Here is a 16,762-nt window from a genome sequence, read left to right on the forward strand (position 1 = left end):
TATTTATGCGGCCCCTCGCATAACTAGCCTGCGCCTATCGTACGGCCGTACCGAACAAAGTGCCCAGGACGTACGTCACACCCGCCGCGGCACCACCGAGGGCGAGCTGCCGGAGGCCGCTGTACCACCAGCTGCGTGCGGTCACCTTGGCCACGACGGCACCGCAGGCGAAGAGGCCGAGGAGTGCGAGAAGGACGGCGGGCCACAGGGCGTGGGCACCGAGCAGGTAGGGCAGAAGGGGCAGCAGGGCGCCGAGCGCGAAGGATCCGAAGCTGGAGACGGCGGCCACCAGCGGGGAGGGCAGGTCGCCCGGGTCGATGCCGAGCTCCTCGCGGGCGTGTATCTCCAAGGCCTGCTCGGGGTCGCGGGAGAGCTGCTTGGCGACCTCGCGGGCCAGCGCGGGCTCGACGCCGCGCGCCTCGTACAGCGCCGCCAGCTCCTCCTCCTCGTCCTCCGGGTGCCTCCGCAGCTCCCGCCGCTCGACGTCGAGCTCGGCCTCGACCAGCTCGCGCTGGGAGGCGACGGAGGTGTACTCGCCCGCGGCCATGGAGAAGGCCCCGGCGGCCAGGCCCGCGAGGCCCGTGATGATGATGGTCTGCTGGCTGACGGACCCGCCGGCGACACCGGTCATCAGGGCCAGGTTGGACACCAGCCCGTCCATCGCGCCGAACACGGCCGGGCGCAGCCAGCCACCGTTGACATCCCGGTGGGTGTGGTTGTCCCGGTGCGCCTCGTGCAGCGTCGCCTCGGTCTCGATGATGGCCATGAGGTCCCCCAGGAAGCTTAGGCAAAGCTAAGTTTGGACAAGTTCTATCCTTCGACAACGCAGAACTTACGCCTTCAATTTCCGTCCCGCCAGCAAGGAAAGGCTGGGCTAACCTGCACCTTTGCCTCTCTGTGCTCATCCGTGACGATGAGTGCTCAGATGCCGGACGGGTGATGGTGGGGCCCGCGAGGCTCTGCGCGACGGTTTCGGGGGGACAGATCCGCACAGGGGGCGCCCCGAGAGGAGAGGCACCGTATGGCCATCGCCTGCAGTCCCCCCGTGCCGGCGCCCGAGGACGCCGCCCGACCCAGGGAACGGGCGCGTGGCGCGTTGCTCGGTCTCGCCGTCGGGGACGCGCTGGGGGCGCCCGCCGAGAACCTGAAGCCGTCCGAGATCCGGGCCCGCTGGGGCCGCATCACGGGGTTCGTCACCGAGCAGCCGTGCGGCACGGACGACACCGAGTACGCCATCTTCTCGGGGCTGCTGCTGGCCCGGCACGGCTCGGCGCTCACCGTGGCGCATGTGGAGGCGGCCTGGCACGAGTGGATCGCGGACCGGGACGAGGGGCCGTTCCGGGGGGCGGGCTTCAGCGAGCGCGGGACGCTGGAGAACCTGCGCCGGGGCCTTTCCGCCCCCGTCTCCGCGCAGCACCGGCACGCCTGGAGCGACGGGCTCGCCATGCGTGCGGCGCCCTTCGGGGTGTTCGCCGCGGGCCGCCCGGCCGAGGCGGCGCGGCTGGTGGCGATCGACGGCTCGGTGAGCCATGAGGGCGAGGGCATCCACGGCGGCCGGGCGGTCGCGGCCGGCGTCGCGGCGGCGATGACCGGAGCGTCGACGAGCGCCGTGGTGGCCTCGGCCCTCGCGGCCGTCCCCGAGGACTCGTGGACGGCCCGCTCGCTGCGCCGCGCGGTCGCCGTGGCCCACCGGGGCGCCCGCGCGGTCCGCTCCGCCGTGGCGATCGACGGCTACCCCTGGACGGACCTCGCGCCAGAGGCGGTCGCCCTGGCGTTCGGCGCGTACGTGGCGGCAGGCGGCGACTTCCGGGAGTCGGTGCTCGCCGCGGTCAACATGGGCCGCGACGCCGACACCACGGCGGCGGTCGCGGGCGCCCTGGCGGGCGCGTCCCGCGGGATCGCGGCGATCCCTCGGGAGTGGGCGGCGGCGATCGGCCCGGCACGAGGCCGCTGCCTGCCGTCCGTGCAGGGGCACCACGTCCTGGACGTGGCCGATCTGCTGACGCCGGGGGACGGGGGAAGTGGGCCGCGGGGGTCCGCGGGCGGAGGGCCGCCGGGGTCCGCGGGGGAGAGCCGCCGGGTTCCGCGAGGAGAGGGTCGCTCAGTCCCGCGGGGCCGGGGGCGCGGGGGTCCCGGAGACGGGGCTGGGCGTGCGGGGCGACGGAGCCGTGCGGCTCGACGGCCAAGGAGCCGAACCCCGTGACGGCCAGGGATGCGTGCGGCTCGACGGCCAAGGAGCCGAACCCCGTGACGGCCAGGGATGCGTGCGGCTCGACGGCCAAGGAGCCGAACCCCGTGACGGCCAGGGATGCGTACGGCTCGACGGCCAAGGAGCCGAACCCCGTGACGGCCAGGGAGCCGAACCCCGTGACGGCGAGGAAGACGTGCTGCGTGACGTACGTACGCCACTCGGTGCGGTGCCGTACGACCAGGCGCAGGTGGAGCCGTGAGCGGGCCTCGGCGGATCGAGGGTCTGCTGCTCGGGCTCGCCGTCGGTGATGCCGCCGGGTGGCCCGCCGCCCGGCACCGGGCCGCACGGATGCCCGAGTGGACCCGGCGGCTGACCCGGGAACTCGACACCTTCGCCGAGGAGAACGCGACCACCACCCTGCCGGTGCCGATCGCCCTCAACCAGTCGCCGCAGCCGTTGCGGCTCGGGCCGTCGGACGACGCGGAGTGGGCGGCGTTCACGGCCGAGGCCCTGCTGCGCGCCGAGGATGCCGACGCGCTCGGCGGCCTCGACCGGCAGCGCGGACTACGAGCCGCCCTCGACCGGAGTTGGAACGCCCTCGCCACGGAGGTCGCCGCCGCGGCCGACCACGCCCCCGGGGCCGAGACGGCCCTCATGCCGTTGCGCGCCCGGATCTCCGTCCGGGCGGGCCTCGGCAACCTCGCCACCGGGCTGCGCCCGCCCGCCACCGGTCACGACAACCCGCACTACTTCGACGACGCTGCCTGCGTACGGGCCTGCGTGCTCGCCATGGCCCACCCGGGCGAGCCCTCAGTCGCCGCCGAGCTCGCCGAGTTCGACGCCCGCTACACCCAGGACGGCGACGGGGTGCACGGCGCCCGCGCCATGGCCGCGGCCCTCTCGCTCGCCCTGTCCGGGGAGGCGCTCGACAACTGCGTGAGGGCCGCGCTGGCCGAACTCCCCGAGTCCACCGAGATCGGCCGCAACGCCCGGCACGCCCTGAAACTGGCCCACGACGGCGAGGGGGCCTTCCGTGTCGTCCCCCTGCTGGAACATCAGATCGTCGACCACGTCTACAGCTACGGCGTCGCGGCCGCGGAGACCGTCCCGGTCGCCCTCGCCCTCGCGACAGCGGCCCAGGGGCGCATCGCGGAGGCGGTGCCCGCCGCCGCCTGCCTCTCGCGGGTGGCCGACTCCGCCCCGGCCCTCGCGGGCGCACTCACGGGAGCCCTCGGTGGCGGCGCGGCGATCCCGTCCTCGTGGCGCGACGCCTGCCGCACCCTCGCGGGCTGTGCACTGCCCCACCTGACCGGCACGGACCTCGTACACCTCGCCGAACTCCTGGAGACGACGGAACTGGCCGCTGCCGGTGGATGATTCGGGCATGACGCCCACTCCTGACGAGTCGGTCCCTCTGGACGAACGCATCACCGGCGCCCTGGTCGGCGCAGCCGTCGGCGACGCCCTCGGCGGTCCCGTCGAGGGCCACTCCCCCGAGCAGATCGTCGAACGGCACGGCGGCCGGGTGCACGGGATCGTCGGACCCTGGCACGGCGACGCCTGGCGCACGGCCCGCCCCGTCGCCCCGTTCCACAAGGGCGACGGCCACGTCACCGACGACACGTTGATGACGCACGCGCTGGTACGGGTGTACGCGGCCGTCCGCGACCACCTCGACGCGTACGCGATCGCCGAGCACCTGGTCCCGGACCTGATGTCGAACCCGCGCTGGATCCCGGAGCTGGAGGCGGAGGCACTCCCGCTGCACCGCGTCTTCCTGGCCGAGAAGTGGCTCGTGACACGGCTTCACTACGCCCATGCGGACCCGCGGGAGGCGGGCGTCGGCAACATCGTCAACTGCGGTGCCGCGATGTACATGGCGCCGGTCGGCCTGGTCAACGCGGCCAACCCCGAGGGCGCGTACGCCGAGGCCCTGGACCTGGCGGGCGCGCACCAGTCCTCGTACGGCAGGGAGGCGGCCGGGGTGCTCGCGGCGGCGGTGGCGGCGGCCTGCACGCCGGGCGCGACACCGGACTCGGTCGTGGCGGCGTGCCTGTCGCTGGCGAGGGACGGGACGCGCGCCGCGATCGAGACGGTCTGCGACGCCGCCTCCCGCTACTCGGACTTCGAGTCGGCGCTCCGTCCGCTGCGGGAGGCGGTGGCGCCGTACGACACCGTAGGCCCCGACTACCGTGCCCCGTCCCTGGGCGCCCGCCGACCGTCCCGGCTGCACGCGATCGAGGAACTCCCGGTGGCGCTCGGCATGGTGGTCGTGGCCCGCGGCGACTACCGGCACGCGGTGCTCGGTTCGGTGAACTACGGCCGGGACTGCGACTCCATCGCCACGATGGCGGGCGCGATCACGGGCGCGCTGGGCTCACAGGTCCCGTCCGACTGGGCGAAGGCGGTCGCGGAGGCGAGCCGCCTCGACCTGCACGCCCCGGCCCTGACGCTCACGGAGGTCACCCGGGAGATCTTCGCCCGGGACGTGCGCCGCCGCCGGTCCCACGAGGCGGCCTTCGCCGCGCTGGGGGGCTGAGGTGCTCCGACTGACCTGGGTCCAGCCGGAGGACCTCCTCGGCCATGAACTCCGCCAGGCGGAGCAGGACGGCCGGGAGCCGTCGGCGATCGCGGCGAGGTGGAGGGCGGCGGGCGGCCCACCGGCACCCTTGACCGCCGGCGCGTCACCGGTACCGGCGTCCCCGTACCTGCGCCTGCTCGCAAAGGACTTGCTGGACGAACTGGCCGACCTGCCGAGCAGCTTGGCGGAACACGAGCCGACGAACCTGGCCCGGATCAGGGCGCTGTGCCGGAGCTGGCCGGCTGAAACTGCGGGCAGTCGTGCCGCTGGGGCGGTGGGGGTACCCCCTGCTCGAGCGAAGTCGAGAGCTTGGGGGAGGGTGGGCGCTGGGGGCACCCCCTCTGGGGGAGTCACCCCGCAAGCGCGGGCAAGCGAACACCCCCGGGCAACCCCCACCGAAGCGCACCTCGAAGCCGCCTGGCTGGGCAGAGCCGCCGGCTGCCTCCTCGGCAAACCGGTCGAAAAGCTCCCCCTGGACGGCATCCGCCGACTCGCCGGAGCCACCGGCAACTGGCCGTTGCACACCTGGTTCACGGGCCGCGGGCTACCCGCGGACCTGGCCGAGCAGTACCCGTGGAACCGTCGCTCCGCAAAGAACTCCCTCGCCGAGAACATCGACGGCATGCCCGAGGACGACGACCTCAACTACCCCCTGCTGAACCTGCTGTTGCTCGGCCGCCACGGCAAGCACTTCACCACCGCCGACGTCGCCCGGCTCTGGCTCGACGAACTCCCCGCCGCCCGCACCTTCACCGCCGAACGCGTCGCCTACCGCAACCTCCTCTGCGGCATCGAACCCCCACGCACCGCCCGCCACCGCAACCCCTTCCGCGAATGGATCGGCGCCCTCATCCGTGCCGACGTGCACGGCTGGACCAACCCCGGCGACCCGGCCGCCGCGGCCGAACAGGCCCACCGCGACGCCACCCTCACCCACACCGGGAACGGCGTCTACGCGGCGATGTTCACCTCGGCCGCCATCGCCGAGGCGGCCACCGGCGCCCACGACGTCCACCACTGCCTGCGCACCGGTCTCACCGTCGTCCCGCCCGCCTCCCGTCTCGCCCGCGCGGTCCGCCACGCGATCGGACTGGCCGAATCCACGCCCGACTTCGACGTGGTGGTCGACGAACTGCACGCCGCCCACCGCGGCTACCACTGGGTCCACGCCATCCCCAACACCGCCCTGATCGCCGCCGCCCTCACCCACGCCGACGGCGAGTTCACCGGATCCGTCTGCCGTGCGGTGTCCGGGGGGTGGGACACCGATTCGAACGGCGCGACGGCCGGCAGCATCGCCGGACTGCTGGCCGGGCACCCCGCCGCGCTCCCCGACCGCTGGACCACTCCCCTCAAGAACCGGCTCGCCACGTCCGTCGGCGACTTCAACGGCATCGGCTTCGACGCGCTCGCCCACCTCACCCACCGGGAGGCCCACCGCTCATGACCGCACCCCTCGCCGGCCTCCGCGTGCTCGACCTCGCGACCCTCTTCGCCGGCCCCCTCGCCGCCACTCTGCTCGGTGACTTCGGCGCCGAGGTCATCAAGGTCGAGCACCCGGCCCGTCCCGACCCCTCCCGCGGCCACGGCCCGACGAAGCACGGCGTAGGGCTGTGGTGGAAACTGCTGGGCCGCAACAAGCGCACGATGACACTCGACCTGTCCAAGCCCGGTGGCCGTACGACACTGCTGCGGCTCGCCGAGACCGCCGACGTGATCGTCGAGAACTTCCGCCCGGGCACCCTGGAGAAGTGGGCCCTGGGCTGGGACGAGCTGTCCGCCGCGAACTCCCGTCTCGTGCTCGCCCGGGTGACCGCGTTCGGCCAGTTCGGCCCGTACGCGCACCGCCCCGGCTTCGGCACGCTCGCGGAGGCCATGAGCGGGTTCGCGGCGATCACCGGGGAGCCGGACGGGCCGCCGACGCTCCCGCCGTTCGGGCTGGCCGACTCGATCGCGGCCCTGGCGACGGCGTACGCGGTGATGACCGCGCTGGCGGCCCGCGATCGCACCGGGACGGGCCAGGTGGTGGACATGGCGATCATCGAACCGATCCTCACCGTCCTCGGCCCGCAGCCGATCTGGTACGACCAGCTGGCCCACGTCCAGGGGCGCACCGGCAACCGCTCCCAGAACAACGCCCCGCGCAACACCTACCGCACCGCGGACGGCGGCTGGGTCGCCGTCTCGGCCTCCGCCACGTCCGTCGCCGAGCGGTTGATGCGCCTGGTCGGCCGCCCCGAGCTGATCGACGAGCCGTGGTTCGCGACGGGTGAGGAGCGGGCCCGGCACGCGGACGTGCTCGACGACGCCGTCGGCGGGTGGATCGCCGGCCGCACCCGCGCGGAGGTGCTGAAGGCGTTCGAGGACGCGGAGGCGGCGGTGGCGCCGGTGCAGGACGTGCGGGAGGTGATGACCGACCCGCAGTACGCGGCGCTGGGCACGATCACCACGATCCCGGACGACCCGGAGCTGGGCCGGCTGCGGATGCAGAACGTCCTGTTCCGCCTCTCCGCCACGCCCGGCGCGATCCGCTGGGCCGGCCGTCCGCACGGCGCGGACACGCGGGCGGTCCTGAGCGAACTGGGCATGACGGCTCCCGAGATCGCCGCGCTCGAGGCGGAGGGTGCGCTATGACCCCCCTCACCCTGCTGTACGCGCCCGGGGACCGCCCGGAGGTGGTGGGCAAGGCGCTCACCTCCGGGGCGGACGTGGTGCTGGTCGACCTGGAGGACGCGGTCTCCCCGGACCGCAAGGCGTACGCGCGGGCGGCGACGGCGGAACGGCTCGCGCAGCGCCCGCCGGTGCCGGTCCATGTCCGGGTGAACGCGCTGGACAGCCCCTGGGGCGAGGCGGACCTCACGGCGCTCAGGGCGCTCGTGGGTCTCACGGGGCTGCGCCTGCCGAAGGTGACGTCGCCCTCGGACGTCGTCCGTGTCGCGCGACGTGCCGTACGGGCGGACGGCACGGTCGTTCCCCTCCACGCCCTTCTGGAGACGGCCCTGGGGGTGGAGCGCGCGTTCGCGATCGCGTCGGCGCATCCGGCCGTGCGGGGCATCGCGCTGGGCGAGTCGGACCTCCGGGCCGACCTGGGCGTACGGGAGGACGCGGGGCTCGACTGGTCGCGGGCGCGGGTGGTGGTGGCGGCCCGGGCTGCCGCGCTGCCGCCACCGGCCCAGTCGATCTACCCGGACACACGGGACCTGGAGGGCCTGGCGGCGTCCTGTGCGCACGGCCGCAGCCTGGGCTTCCTGGGCCGGGCGGCGATCCATCCCCGTCAGCTCCCGGTCATCGAACGCGCCTACGCACCGACCCCGGAGGAGATCACGCGAGCGGAGGAAACCCTCAAGGCCGCCGCCCTGGACCAGGGCGCCCAGGCCCTCCCCGACGGCCGCTTCATCGACACGGCGGTGGTGAGAGAGGCGTACAGAACCCTGTCGTTGGCCCGCCGAAGGCGTTGAGGACCGCACACGCGCCGGGGGCGCCGTATCCAGCGATACGGCGCCCCCGGCAACGCAGGAACGTCCCTCAGCCCTTCTGGGCCGACTCGGCCTCGTCCTGCGACGTCTTCTCGGTCCCCTCGGCCTCCGTCTGCCCCGTGGTCTTGGGAACCGTCGGCTTCTCGTCCTCAGGCTCGGGCTCGCCCTTCTTCTCCGGCTCCCCGGAGTCGGCGTCCCCCTCGGCCTCGCTGCCGGCAGCATCCGGCTCGACCACTGCCTCCTGGCCCGGCCTGAGCCGCGACGACACCACCATGTACGTCACGGCCAGCAGGAACACCAGCATCGCGGTCCAGTCGTTCAGCCTGATGCCGAGGATGTGGTGCGCGTCGTCGACCCGCATGTACTCGATCCAGCCGCGGCCCACACAGTAAGCGGCCACGTACAGCGCGAACGCCCGGCCGTGCCCCAGCTTGAAGCGGCGGTCCGCCCAGATCACCAGGAACCCGACGCCGATGCACCACAGCGACTCGTACAGGAACGTCGGGTGGTAGTACCCGGGCACCCGCCCGTCCGTGGAGGAGGTGATGTGCAGCGCCCACGGCAGATCCGTCGGCCGCCCGTACAGCTCCTGGTTGAACCAGTTGCCCCAGCGTCCGATCGCCTGCGCGAAGGCGATGCCGGGTGCGACGGCGTCGGCGTACGAAGGAAGCGTGATGCCCCGGCGACGGCAGCCGATCCACGCGCCGACCGCGCCGAGCGCGATCGCGCCCCAGATGCCGAGCCCGCCCTGCCAGACCTTGAAGGCGTCCACCCAGTCACGGCCCTCGCTGAAGTACAGCTCGTAGTCCGTGATCACGTGGTAGAGCCGGCCGCCGACCAGGCCGAACGGCACGGCCCAGACCGCGATGTCGGCCACCGTGCCCGCCCGGCCGCCCCGGGCGATCCAGCGTTTGTTGCCGAGCCACACGGCCACGAAGACACCGATGATGATGCAGAACGCGTAGCCGCGCAGCGGAATGGGGCCGAGGTACAGCACTCCGCGCGAGGGGCTGGGAATGTAGGCAAGTTCCATGGCAGGAACGACGCTACCCTGCCGGACACGCAGCGTGGCAACCCACCCGGCTACGGGTCCATAACGTACGACTCCCCCGGCCTATCGGACACCGGGGGCATCGCGGGGGCCCACGGCCTCAGGACTTGCCGGCGGCCTCCACCATCTGCTTCAGCTTGGCCGGTGTCATCGTGCGGTCCTCGAAGAGGTTCTTCCCGCCGAGGAGCACCGTCGGCGTGCCGGAGAAGCGGGCGCTCTGGAACGCGGCGTTCGACTTCACCACCCAGCTGTCGTGCGTGCCGTCCTTGACGCACTTCTGGAATGCCGGGCTGTCGAGGCCGCCCACCTTGCCGGACAGCTCGATCAGCTTGGCGTTGTCCGCGAATGTGTCCTGCGTCTCCTTGGGCTGGTTGTCGTACAGCACGTCGTGGTAGCCCGAGAACTTTCCGGCGTCCTGCGCGCACGCCGCCGCGTTGGCCGCGGAGCGGGAGCCGCTGCCGCCCAGGTTTCCGTCGATGAGCGTGACCAGGTGGTACTCGACTCTGAGCTGTCCGGCGTCGACCAGCTGGTGGATCGTCGGGCGGTAGGCGGTCTCGAAGGCCCGGCAGGCCGGGCAGCGGAAGTCCTCCCACACCGTGAGGGTCGACTTGGCGGAGTCCTTGCCGACGGGGATCGCGAGGGCACCCTTGCCCGTCGCCCCGGAGGGCGCGATGGCGGGGCCGGAAGCGCCGCTCTTGCCGCTCTTGCCGGCGTTCGCCGCCAGGACGCCCACCACCGTCGCCAGCGCCAGGACACAGACGACCGAGGCGCCCACGATCAGCGTGCGGCGGCGCTTGTCCGCGGCCTTCTGCTTCCGTCGCTCGACCGCCAGCCGCTCGCGGGCGTTGCGCTTTCCTTCACGGTTCTTCTCGCTCACATCCGGCAGAACGAACCGGGGAGGCGCAGCGCGCCTCCCCGGCCTCAGGTCCACTCGTTCGAGTGAGCGGTTTGCCGCTCTCAGCTCACACGTTGCCGCGGACGCCCTCCGCCAGCTCGCCCGCCAGCGTGCGTACCGCCTCGAGGGCCGCCGCCTCGTCGGGCGCGTCCAGCATCCGCTTGACGAACGCCGAGCCGACGATCACGCCGTCCGCGAAGCCGGCCACCTCGGCGGCCTGGGCCGCGCCTGAGACGCCGAGGCCGACGCAGACCGGCAGGTCGGTGGTGGCGCGGGTGCGCCGGACCAGGTCCTGGGCCTGCGCGCCGACCGACTCGCGGGTGCCGGTGACGCCCATGAGCGAGGCCGCGTAGACGAAGCCGGACCCCGCCGCGGTGATCTCGGCGAGCCGTGCGTCCTTGCTGCTGGGCGCGACCACGAAGACCGTGGCGAGGCCGTGCTTCTCGGCGTGCTCCCGCCACAGGGCCGACTCCTGAACGGGCAGGTCCGGCAGGATGCAGCCGGCGCCGCCCGCCTCGGCCAGCTCGGCGGTGAAGCGTTCCACGCCGTAGCGGTCGATCGGGTTCCAGTACGTCATCACGAGGACGGGCTTGCCGGTGGCCTCGAAGGCCTCGCGGACCGTGCGCATCACGTCGGCGATCTTCACGCCGCCGCGCAGCGCGATGTCGTCGGCGGTCTGGATGACGGGGCCGTCGAGGACGGGGTCGCTGTGCGGCAGGCCCACCTCGACGACGTCGGCGCCGCCGTCGAAGACCGCCTTGATGGCGGCGATGCCGCCGTCGACGGTCGGGAAGCCGGCCGGCAGGTAGGCGATGAGCGCGGACCGGCCCTCCGCCCTGGCGGCGGCGAGGGTGTCCGACAGCAGTTGGATGTTCCCGCTCACTGGGCGTCCCCCTCGATCTCCGCGGCGTCGGTGTCGGCGTCCGCGGCGACGGACGCGTCGGTGTCGTACAGGCCGAAGTACCGGGCGGCGGTGTCCATGTCCTTGTCGCCGCGGCCCGACAGGTTGACGACGATCAGCCCGTCCTCACCGAGCTCTCTGCCGACCTCCAGGGCACCGGCGAGGGCGTGGGCGCTCTCGATGGCCGGGATGATGCCCTCGGTGCGGGACAGCAGGCGCAGGGCCTGCATGGCCGCGTCGTCGGTGACGGCCCGGTACTCGCCGCGGCCGCTGTCCTTGAGGTAGGAGTGCTCGGGGCCGATGCCCGGGTAGTCGAGGCCCGCGGAGATCGAGTAGGGCTCGGTGATCTGGCCTTCGTCGTCCTGCAGAACGTAGGACCGGGAGCCGTGCAGGATGCCGGGCTCGCCGGCGGTGAGGGTGGCGGCGTGCTCGCCGGTCTCGACGCCGTGTCCGGCGGGCTCGCAGCCGATGAGGCGTACGCCCTCGTCGGGGATGAAGGCGTGGAAGAGGCCGATGGCGTTCGAACCGCCGCCCACGCAGGCGATGGCGGCGTCCGGCAGCCGCCCGGCGCGCTCGAGGAGCTGCCGCCGCGCCTCCACGCCGATCACGCGGTGGAAGTCGCGCACCATGGCCGGGAAGGGGTGGGGGCCCGCGACGGTGCCGAAGAGGTAGTGGGTGTGGTCGACGTTGGCGACCCAGTCGCGGAACGCCTCGTTGATGGCGTCCTTGAGGGTGCGGGAGCCGGACTTCACGGCGATGACCTCGGCGCCGAGCATGCGCATGCGGGCGACGTTGAGGGCCTGCCGCCGGGTGTCGATCTCGCCCATGTAGATGGTGCACTCGAGCCCGAACAGGGCGCAGGCGGTGGCGGTGGCGACGCCGTGCTGGCCGGCGCCGGTCTCCGCGATGACCCGCGTCTTGCCCATCCTCCTGGTGAGGAGGGCCTGCCCGAGGACGTTGTTGATCTTGTGTGAGCCGGTGTGGTTGAGGTCCTCGCGCTTGAGGAACACCCGTGCGCCGCCGGCGTGCTGCGCGAACCGCGGCACCTCGGTGAGGGCGCTGGGCCGGCCGGTGTAGTTCACGAGCAGGTCGTCGAGCTCGCGGGCGAACTCGGGGTCGGCCTTGGCCTTCTCGTACTCGACGGCCACCTCGTCCACGGCGGCGACGAGCGCCTCCGGGATGAACTTGCCGCCGAACGCGCCGAAGTAGCCCTCGGCACTGGGGACCCGGCCTTCCGGGTCGGGGATGAAGAACTCGCTGGGCATGCGGAAACCTCACGGTGAGTTGTGGATACCAATCGCCGTGGGGGCGGGGCTGATCAGTCGGCCTCGGGCCGCCTGTGGCTGATCAGTCGGCCTCGGGCCGCCTGCGGCTGATAGCGCCGACGCGGCCGAGCCGCATGTTCGGGCACTGCCCCGCGCCCCTTGCGGGGCGCTGCCATCGCATGCCGTTGACCTGCCCCGGCTCGTCACCGATGACATACCGCACCCGGCGCCCGTGCACCCGGCGTGCGGGCGCGCGGCAGCCGCGGGGGCGGCATCCGCGGGCCAGCCGGGCGTACCGGTCCCTGGTCGTCACGGTCGTCGGAACAGTCATCGGCGCTCACCCTACCGGGACGTCAGTCCCGCCCGTGGCGCAGTGCCGGATGTGCGCCCGCCGCCACCAGGTCGGCGACGGCCGTCTTCGGGTCGCGCCCGGTCACCAGGGACTCGCCCACGAGTACGGCGTCGGCGCCCTCGTTGGCGTACGCGATCAGGTCGTGCGGTCCTCGGACCCCGGACTCGGCGACCTTGACGATGCCGCCGGGGATCTCGGGGGCGACCCGCTCGAACGTGGTGCGGTCCACCTCGAGGGTCTTGAGGTTGCGCGCGTTGACACCGATGACCTTCGCTCCGGCGTCCACCGCCCGCTCGACCTCGTCCTCGTCGTGCACCTCGACCAGCGGGGTGAGCCCGATGGAGACCGCGCGCTCGATCAGCGACTCCAGGGCCGGCTGGTCGAGGGCGGCGACGATCAGCAGCGCGAGGTCGGCGCCGTACGCCCGGGCCTCCCACAGCTGGTAGGAGGTGACGATGAAGTCCTTGCGCAGCACCGGGATGTCGACCCGGGCCCGGACGGCCTCCAGGTCGGCCAGCGAGCCGCCGAAGCGGCGCTGCTCGGTCAGGACGGAGATGACGGCCGCGCCGCCCGCCTCGTAGTCCGCGGCGAGCCCCGCCGGGTCGGCGATCGCGGCGAGCGCGCCCTTGGACGGGCTGGACCGCTTGACCTCGCAGATCACCTTGACCCCGTCACCGCGCAGGGCGGCGAAGCCGTCCTTGGCAGCGGGAGCCTTCGCCGCGCGCTCCTTGAGCTCGTCGAGGCTGACGCGTGCCTGCCGCTCCGCGAGGTCGGCACGGACTCCGTCGATGATCTCGTCGAGCACACTCACGCGAGCGGCCCCCTTCCTGACGGTTGACGATGGGGTGAGGCCCACCTGGTCGGGCCTCGGTCCACCGGGGCCGCCTCGGCGGGCGAAACCGATGGTCACTGCGATGGTATCCGGAGCACGGCCCAAGGCTCACATCCGGTGGAGGCCGGTCCCATTACCTGGACATTCACAGATTGATCACGGGTGCAGCCAGCCGCCGAACGGCAGGTTCCGGACAACGGTGAAGGCCAGTGCCAGTGCACCGAGGCTCCACAGCTGCACCGGTGTGAGGTCGATCCGCAGCGCTCGTCCCCGTACCGCGTGCACCGCCCACACGGCCCACACCACGGCGAAGACCAGAAAGCCGGTGACGGCGAGAGCGTTGTCGTGCAGCGCCGTGAGGACGTCCCCGTGCACGAAGGCGTGTGCGCTGCGCAGTCCGCCGCAGCCGGGGCAGTACACGCCGGTGTAGCGCAGCAGCGGACAGACCGGATAGTGGCCGGGTCGGTTCGGGTCCACCGCTCCGACGTAGGCGAAGGCCCCGGCGACGGCCGTGAGAACCCCGGCGGGCACCGCGATGCGACGGAGCGCGGCTGCGCCGCCGGTGCCGCCGTGGTGCGGGGTCGCGCTGGGGGATTCGGCGTTCATCCCACGCATTCTGCCCGCCCGCCGCCGTGGGCGCGCGGGTACGCGAGAGGCGGCTCCCGTACGCACCGTGCGGGGCCGCCTGTCGTCCGGAGCCGGGGGAGGCTCAGTGCTCGGTCGCCTCCGCGGGCTGGTGCGCCGAGTGCGCCTGCGTCTTCGGCTGACCGAGACCCATCTGGCGCATGATGCCGCCGACGACGCCACCGAGGACGCAGATCGCGATGCCCGCCCAGAAGCCGACCGGCTGGGCCATCACGGTGAAGGCGCCCGAGACGCAGAAACCGATGAAGGCGATGATGACACCGGTCCAGGCGGCCGGGGTGTGACCGTGGCTGCTGCCCGCCATGACTTGCTCCTTGTTGGCTCTATGTGCGTGGGTGAGTCGAAGCTCGGCGCCCATTGTCCCGTACCCGCGCGTATGGGGTGAGCGCGGGGTCGCACTGTCCGATTCGGGGCTCGGAGCACCTCCGGGGCGCCCTTCGGTTGTTCGGGGCTCTCAGGCGCCGGTGGGGTCCTCGCCCCGGTCGAGGGCCTTCCACAGGTCCTCGGGGCGGTCGGGGTCGACGGGCTTCGTCCGGCGCGGACGGGGAGTGCCGTCGCGCTCGTAGCGGCCGGACATCGCGGGCCACAGCCGGCCGTAGCGCAGGGCGAGCAGCCCGGCGAGGAGGAGCAGCGCGCCGCCGGCGGCCGCGACGTACGGCCACGCGGAGTGCGTGAGCGCGGTCGCGGTCGCGGAGGTGTCACCGGCCGCCTGTGCCGCCTTCTCGTCGAGCGCGGAACTGTCGGAGGCGCCCAGCAGCGCGGCGGCGATGGTGCCGGCGCCGGAGAGCGCGAGCAGCAGGGAGACGAGGAGGCGCCCGGTGCTGCGGACGGCGAAGACGGCGACGAGTGCGGCGAGGCCCACTATGGCGAGCGCCGCGGGGACGCCCGTGACGTCGCTGCCCTTGGCGGTCAGCGAGTAGTCGCCGCCGGCCACCGCCACGGTCCCCGCCGACCAGCTCTGCCGGGTGGAGAGCAGCGCCACGGCGGCGCCGGCCGCCCCGCACAGCAGGGCGACGGCGAGGCTTCGCCGGGCGGGCCGGAGGGGTGCGGCGGCCTCGGAACGGGGGTGAGGTACGGCAGTCACGTACTCCACTATCGCCTGAACCCCGGCAGAACCGTCATCCGGGGTCCGTCAACCCATGATCGCACCACCGTTTTCCCATGGGCATCCCAGCGTCAGGCCATGCGCTCCCCCTTCAAGGCAAAAGGAAGTCACAGCTTCAACGTTCTTGTTGTTGTCGTGCCCAGGACATTCATACGTTCTGCGCGGTCGTCGCGTGCACCCACGCCGGCGGCTGTACGGCGCACCCCCCACATGTCTCTCCGGTTCACCCACTCATGGAGGACGTACGTTGCGCAGAACCGTTTCCGCTGGTGCCGTGGCCACACTGGCCACCGCCGCCCTCGCCCTGGCCGCTCCCGTCGGCCAGGCCGCGTCCACGACATCCACGACGCACGGCGTCACCGTCGCACACTCGTGCGCGGCCCCGACGCAGAAGAACGTCATGGCCTGCAACGCTCTCAAGGTCACCGCGGGCACCCCCAGGTCCGCACACACGGAGAGCGACCTGACGGCCGCGGCCACCCCCGCCGGCTACGGCCCCGCCTCGCTGCAGGCGGCCTACAAACTGCCCTCGTCGACCGGCGGTTCGGGCCAGACGGTGGCGATCGTCGACGCGTACGACGACCCGAACGCGGAGGCCGATCTCGCCGTCTACCGCTCCCAGTACGGCCTGTCCGCCTGCACCACGGCGAACGGCTGCTTCAAGAAGGTCGACCAGAACGGCGGCACGAGTTATCCGCGCGGCGACTCCGGTTGGGCCGAGGAGATCTCCCTCGACCTCGACATGGTCAGCGCGGCCTGTCCCAACTGCAAGATCCTCCTGGTGGAGGCGAGCTCGGCGAGCATGACGAACCTCGGCACGGCCGTGAACACCGCGGTCAGGCTGGGCGCGAAGTTCGTCAGCAACAGCTACGGCGGCAGCGAGTCCTCCAGCGACGCGACGTACGACTCCTCGTACTTCAACCACCCGGGCGTCGCCATCACGGTCTCCTCCGGTGACAACGGCTACGGCGTCGAGTACCCGGCCGCCTCCAAGTACGTGACGGCGGTGGGCGGTACGTCGCTGAGCACCGCGTCCAACTCGCGCGGCTGGACCGACACGGTGTGGAGCGGGGCGGGCTCCGGCTGCTCGAAGTACGACGCCAAGCCGACCTGGCAGAGCGATGGCGGGTGCGCGAACCGCACCGTCGCCGACGTCTCGGCGGTCGCCGACCCGAACACCGGCGTCGCGGTCTACGACAGCTACCGCTCGGCCACCGGCTGGATGGTCTTCGGCGGCACCAGCGCCTCGTCGCCGCTGATCGCGGCGACCTACGCGCTGGCGGGCGCGCCGTCCTCCGGCTCCTCTCCGGGATCCTTCCCCTACGCCCACACGTCGGCGCTGTACGACGTCACCAGCGGCTCCAACGGCAGCTGCTCCGGCTCGTACCTGTGCACCGGCACCACCGGGTACGACGGGCCCTCGGGCCTCGGTGTCCCGAACGGCACGGCGGCGTTCACGGGCTGACCG

At 72.9% G+C, this 16,762-nt stretch carries 18 protein-coding genes; 8 read left to right on the top strand and 10 right to left on the bottom strand.

Features of this window, described 5'->3' with window-relative positions:
* Positions 1-34 precede the first annotated feature (34 nt).
* On the bottom strand, positions 35-766 hold the full coding sequence (locus N8I84_RS11330) for a VIT1/CCC1 transporter family protein (protein ID WP_263229400.1): 732 nt from the start codon (positions 764-766) through the stop codon (positions 35-37).
* Positions 767-1,021: 255 nt separating this feature from the next.
* Here N8I84_RS11330 and N8I84_RS11335 point away from each other — a divergent pair, with 255 nt between their 5' ends.
* From N8I84_RS11335 to N8I84_RS11365, 7 genes are read left to right on the top strand one after another with little or no spacing between them, the layout of a single operon-like run.
* Positions 1,022-2,203 (top strand): ADP-ribosylglycohydrolase family protein, encoded by a 1,182-nt coding sequence (locus tag N8I84_RS11335; protein WP_263229401.1) that lies wholly within the window; start codon positions 1,022-1,024, stop codon positions 2,201-2,203.
* Positions 2,204-2,216: 13 nt separating this feature from the next.
* A complete protein-coding gene (locus N8I84_RS11340) occupies positions 2,217-2,450 on the top strand; it encodes a hypothetical protein (RefSeq protein ID WP_263229402.1) in 234 nt (77 codons plus the stop codon).
* Positions 2,447-3,568 carry an ADP-ribosylglycohydrolase family protein gene (locus tag N8I84_RS11345; RefSeq protein WP_263229403.1) on the top strand — a complete coding sequence of 374 codons (1,122 nt, stop codon included), beginning with the start codon at positions 2,447-2,449 and terminating at the stop codon, positions 3,566-3,568. The genes N8I84_RS11340 and N8I84_RS11345 overlap by 4 nt, the downstream gene beginning before the upstream one ends.
* A 7-nt stretch (positions 3,569-3,575) precedes the next feature.
* The gene (locus tag N8I84_RS11350) at positions 3,576-4,730 is read left to right on the top strand and encodes an ADP-ribosylglycohydrolase family protein (RefSeq protein WP_263229404.1); all 1,155 of its coding nucleotides are present in this window, start codon (positions 3,576-3,578) and stop codon (positions 4,728-4,730) included.
* A gap of 1 nt (position 4,731) precedes the next feature.
* On the top strand, positions 4,732-6,219 hold the full coding sequence (locus tag N8I84_RS11355; RefSeq protein WP_263229405.1) for an ADP-ribosylglycohydrolase family protein: 1,488 nt from the start codon (positions 4,732-4,734) through the stop codon (positions 6,217-6,219).
* Positions 6,216-7,406: a CaiB/BaiF CoA transferase family protein gene (locus N8I84_RS11360; protein WP_263229406.1), complete on the top strand. Its 1,191-nt coding sequence runs from the start codon at positions 6,216-6,218 to the stop codon at positions 7,404-7,406. The genes N8I84_RS11355 and N8I84_RS11360 overlap by 4 nt, the downstream gene beginning before the upstream one ends.
* Positions 7,403-8,230, top strand: a complete 828-nt coding sequence (locus tag N8I84_RS11365) for an HpcH/HpaI aldolase/citrate lyase family protein (RefSeq protein ID WP_263229407.1) — start codon at positions 7,403-7,405, stop codon at positions 8,228-8,230. Before N8I84_RS11360 ends, N8I84_RS11365 begins: the two co-directional genes overlap by 4 nt.
* Positions 8,231-8,297: 67 nt before the next feature.
* Here the strand turns inward: N8I84_RS11365 and lgt are convergent, their stop codons facing one another.
* From lgt to N8I84_RS11410, 9 genes are all read right to left on the bottom strand, one after another.
* Positions 8,298-9,281 carry a prolipoprotein diacylglyceryl transferase gene (lgt, locus tag N8I84_RS11370; RefSeq protein WP_263229408.1) on the bottom strand — a complete coding sequence of 328 codons (984 nt, stop codon included), beginning with the start codon at positions 9,279-9,281 and terminating at the stop codon, positions 8,298-8,300.
* A 118-nt stretch (positions 9,282-9,399) separates the two neighbouring features.
* Complete coding sequence (locus N8I84_RS11375) at positions 9,400-10,176, bottom strand: DsbA family protein (protein ID WP_263229409.1); 777 nt, start codon at positions 10,174-10,176, stop codon at positions 9,400-9,402.
* Positions 10,177-10,261: 85 nt separating this feature from the next.
* Positions 10,262-11,077, bottom strand: coding sequence for a tryptophan synthase subunit alpha (gene trpA, locus N8I84_RS11380; protein ID WP_263229410.1), 816 nt, complete (start codon positions 11,075-11,077; stop codon positions 10,262-10,264).
* On the bottom strand, positions 11,074-12,360 hold the full coding sequence (gene trpB, locus N8I84_RS11385) for a tryptophan synthase subunit beta (protein ID WP_263229411.1): 1,287 nt from the start codon (positions 12,358-12,360) through the stop codon (positions 11,074-11,076). Before trpB ends, trpA begins: the two co-directional genes overlap by 4 nt.
* Positions 12,361-12,442: 82 nt before the next feature.
* Complete coding sequence (gene trpM / locus N8I84_RS11390; RefSeq protein WP_263229412.1) at positions 12,443-12,691, bottom strand: tryptophan biosynthesis modulator TrpM; 249 nt, start codon at positions 12,689-12,691, stop codon at positions 12,443-12,445.
* A 22-nt stretch (positions 12,692-12,713) separates the two neighbouring features.
* Positions 12,714-13,523, bottom strand: coding sequence for an indole-3-glycerol phosphate synthase TrpC (gene trpC, locus N8I84_RS11395; protein ID WP_263229413.1), 810 nt, complete (start codon positions 13,521-13,523; stop codon positions 12,714-12,716).
* 177 nt (positions 13,524-13,700) lie between these two features.
* A complete protein-coding gene (locus N8I84_RS11400) occupies positions 13,701-14,159 on the bottom strand; it encodes a DUF2752 domain-containing protein (protein ID WP_263229414.1) in 459 nt (152 codons plus the stop codon).
* Between the two features lie 94 nt (positions 14,160-14,253).
* Positions 14,254-14,493, bottom strand: a complete 240-nt coding sequence (locus tag N8I84_RS11405; RefSeq protein ID WP_263229415.1) for an HGxxPAAW family protein — start codon at positions 14,491-14,493, stop codon at positions 14,254-14,256.
* A 150-nt stretch (positions 14,494-14,643) separates the two neighbouring features.
* Entirely contained in the window at positions 14,644-15,282 is a 639-nt protein-coding gene (locus N8I84_RS11410) for a TIGR02234 family membrane protein (protein ID WP_263229416.1), read from the bottom strand.
* A gap of 259 nt (positions 15,283-15,541) precedes the next feature.
* Here N8I84_RS11410 and N8I84_RS11415 point away from each other — a divergent pair, with 259 nt between their 5' ends.
* Positions 15,542-16,759 (top strand): S53 family peptidase, encoded by a 1,218-nt coding sequence (locus N8I84_RS11415; RefSeq protein ID WP_390898879.1) that lies wholly within the window; start codon positions 15,542-15,544, stop codon positions 16,757-16,759.
* Positions 16,760-16,762: the final 3 nt, after the last annotated feature.

It is taken from the genome of Streptomyces cynarae, assembly GCF_025642135.1.
In the GTDB taxonomy this organism is placed as follows: domain Bacteria; phylum Actinomycetota; class Actinomycetes; order Streptomycetales; family Streptomycetaceae; genus Streptomyces; species Streptomyces cynarae.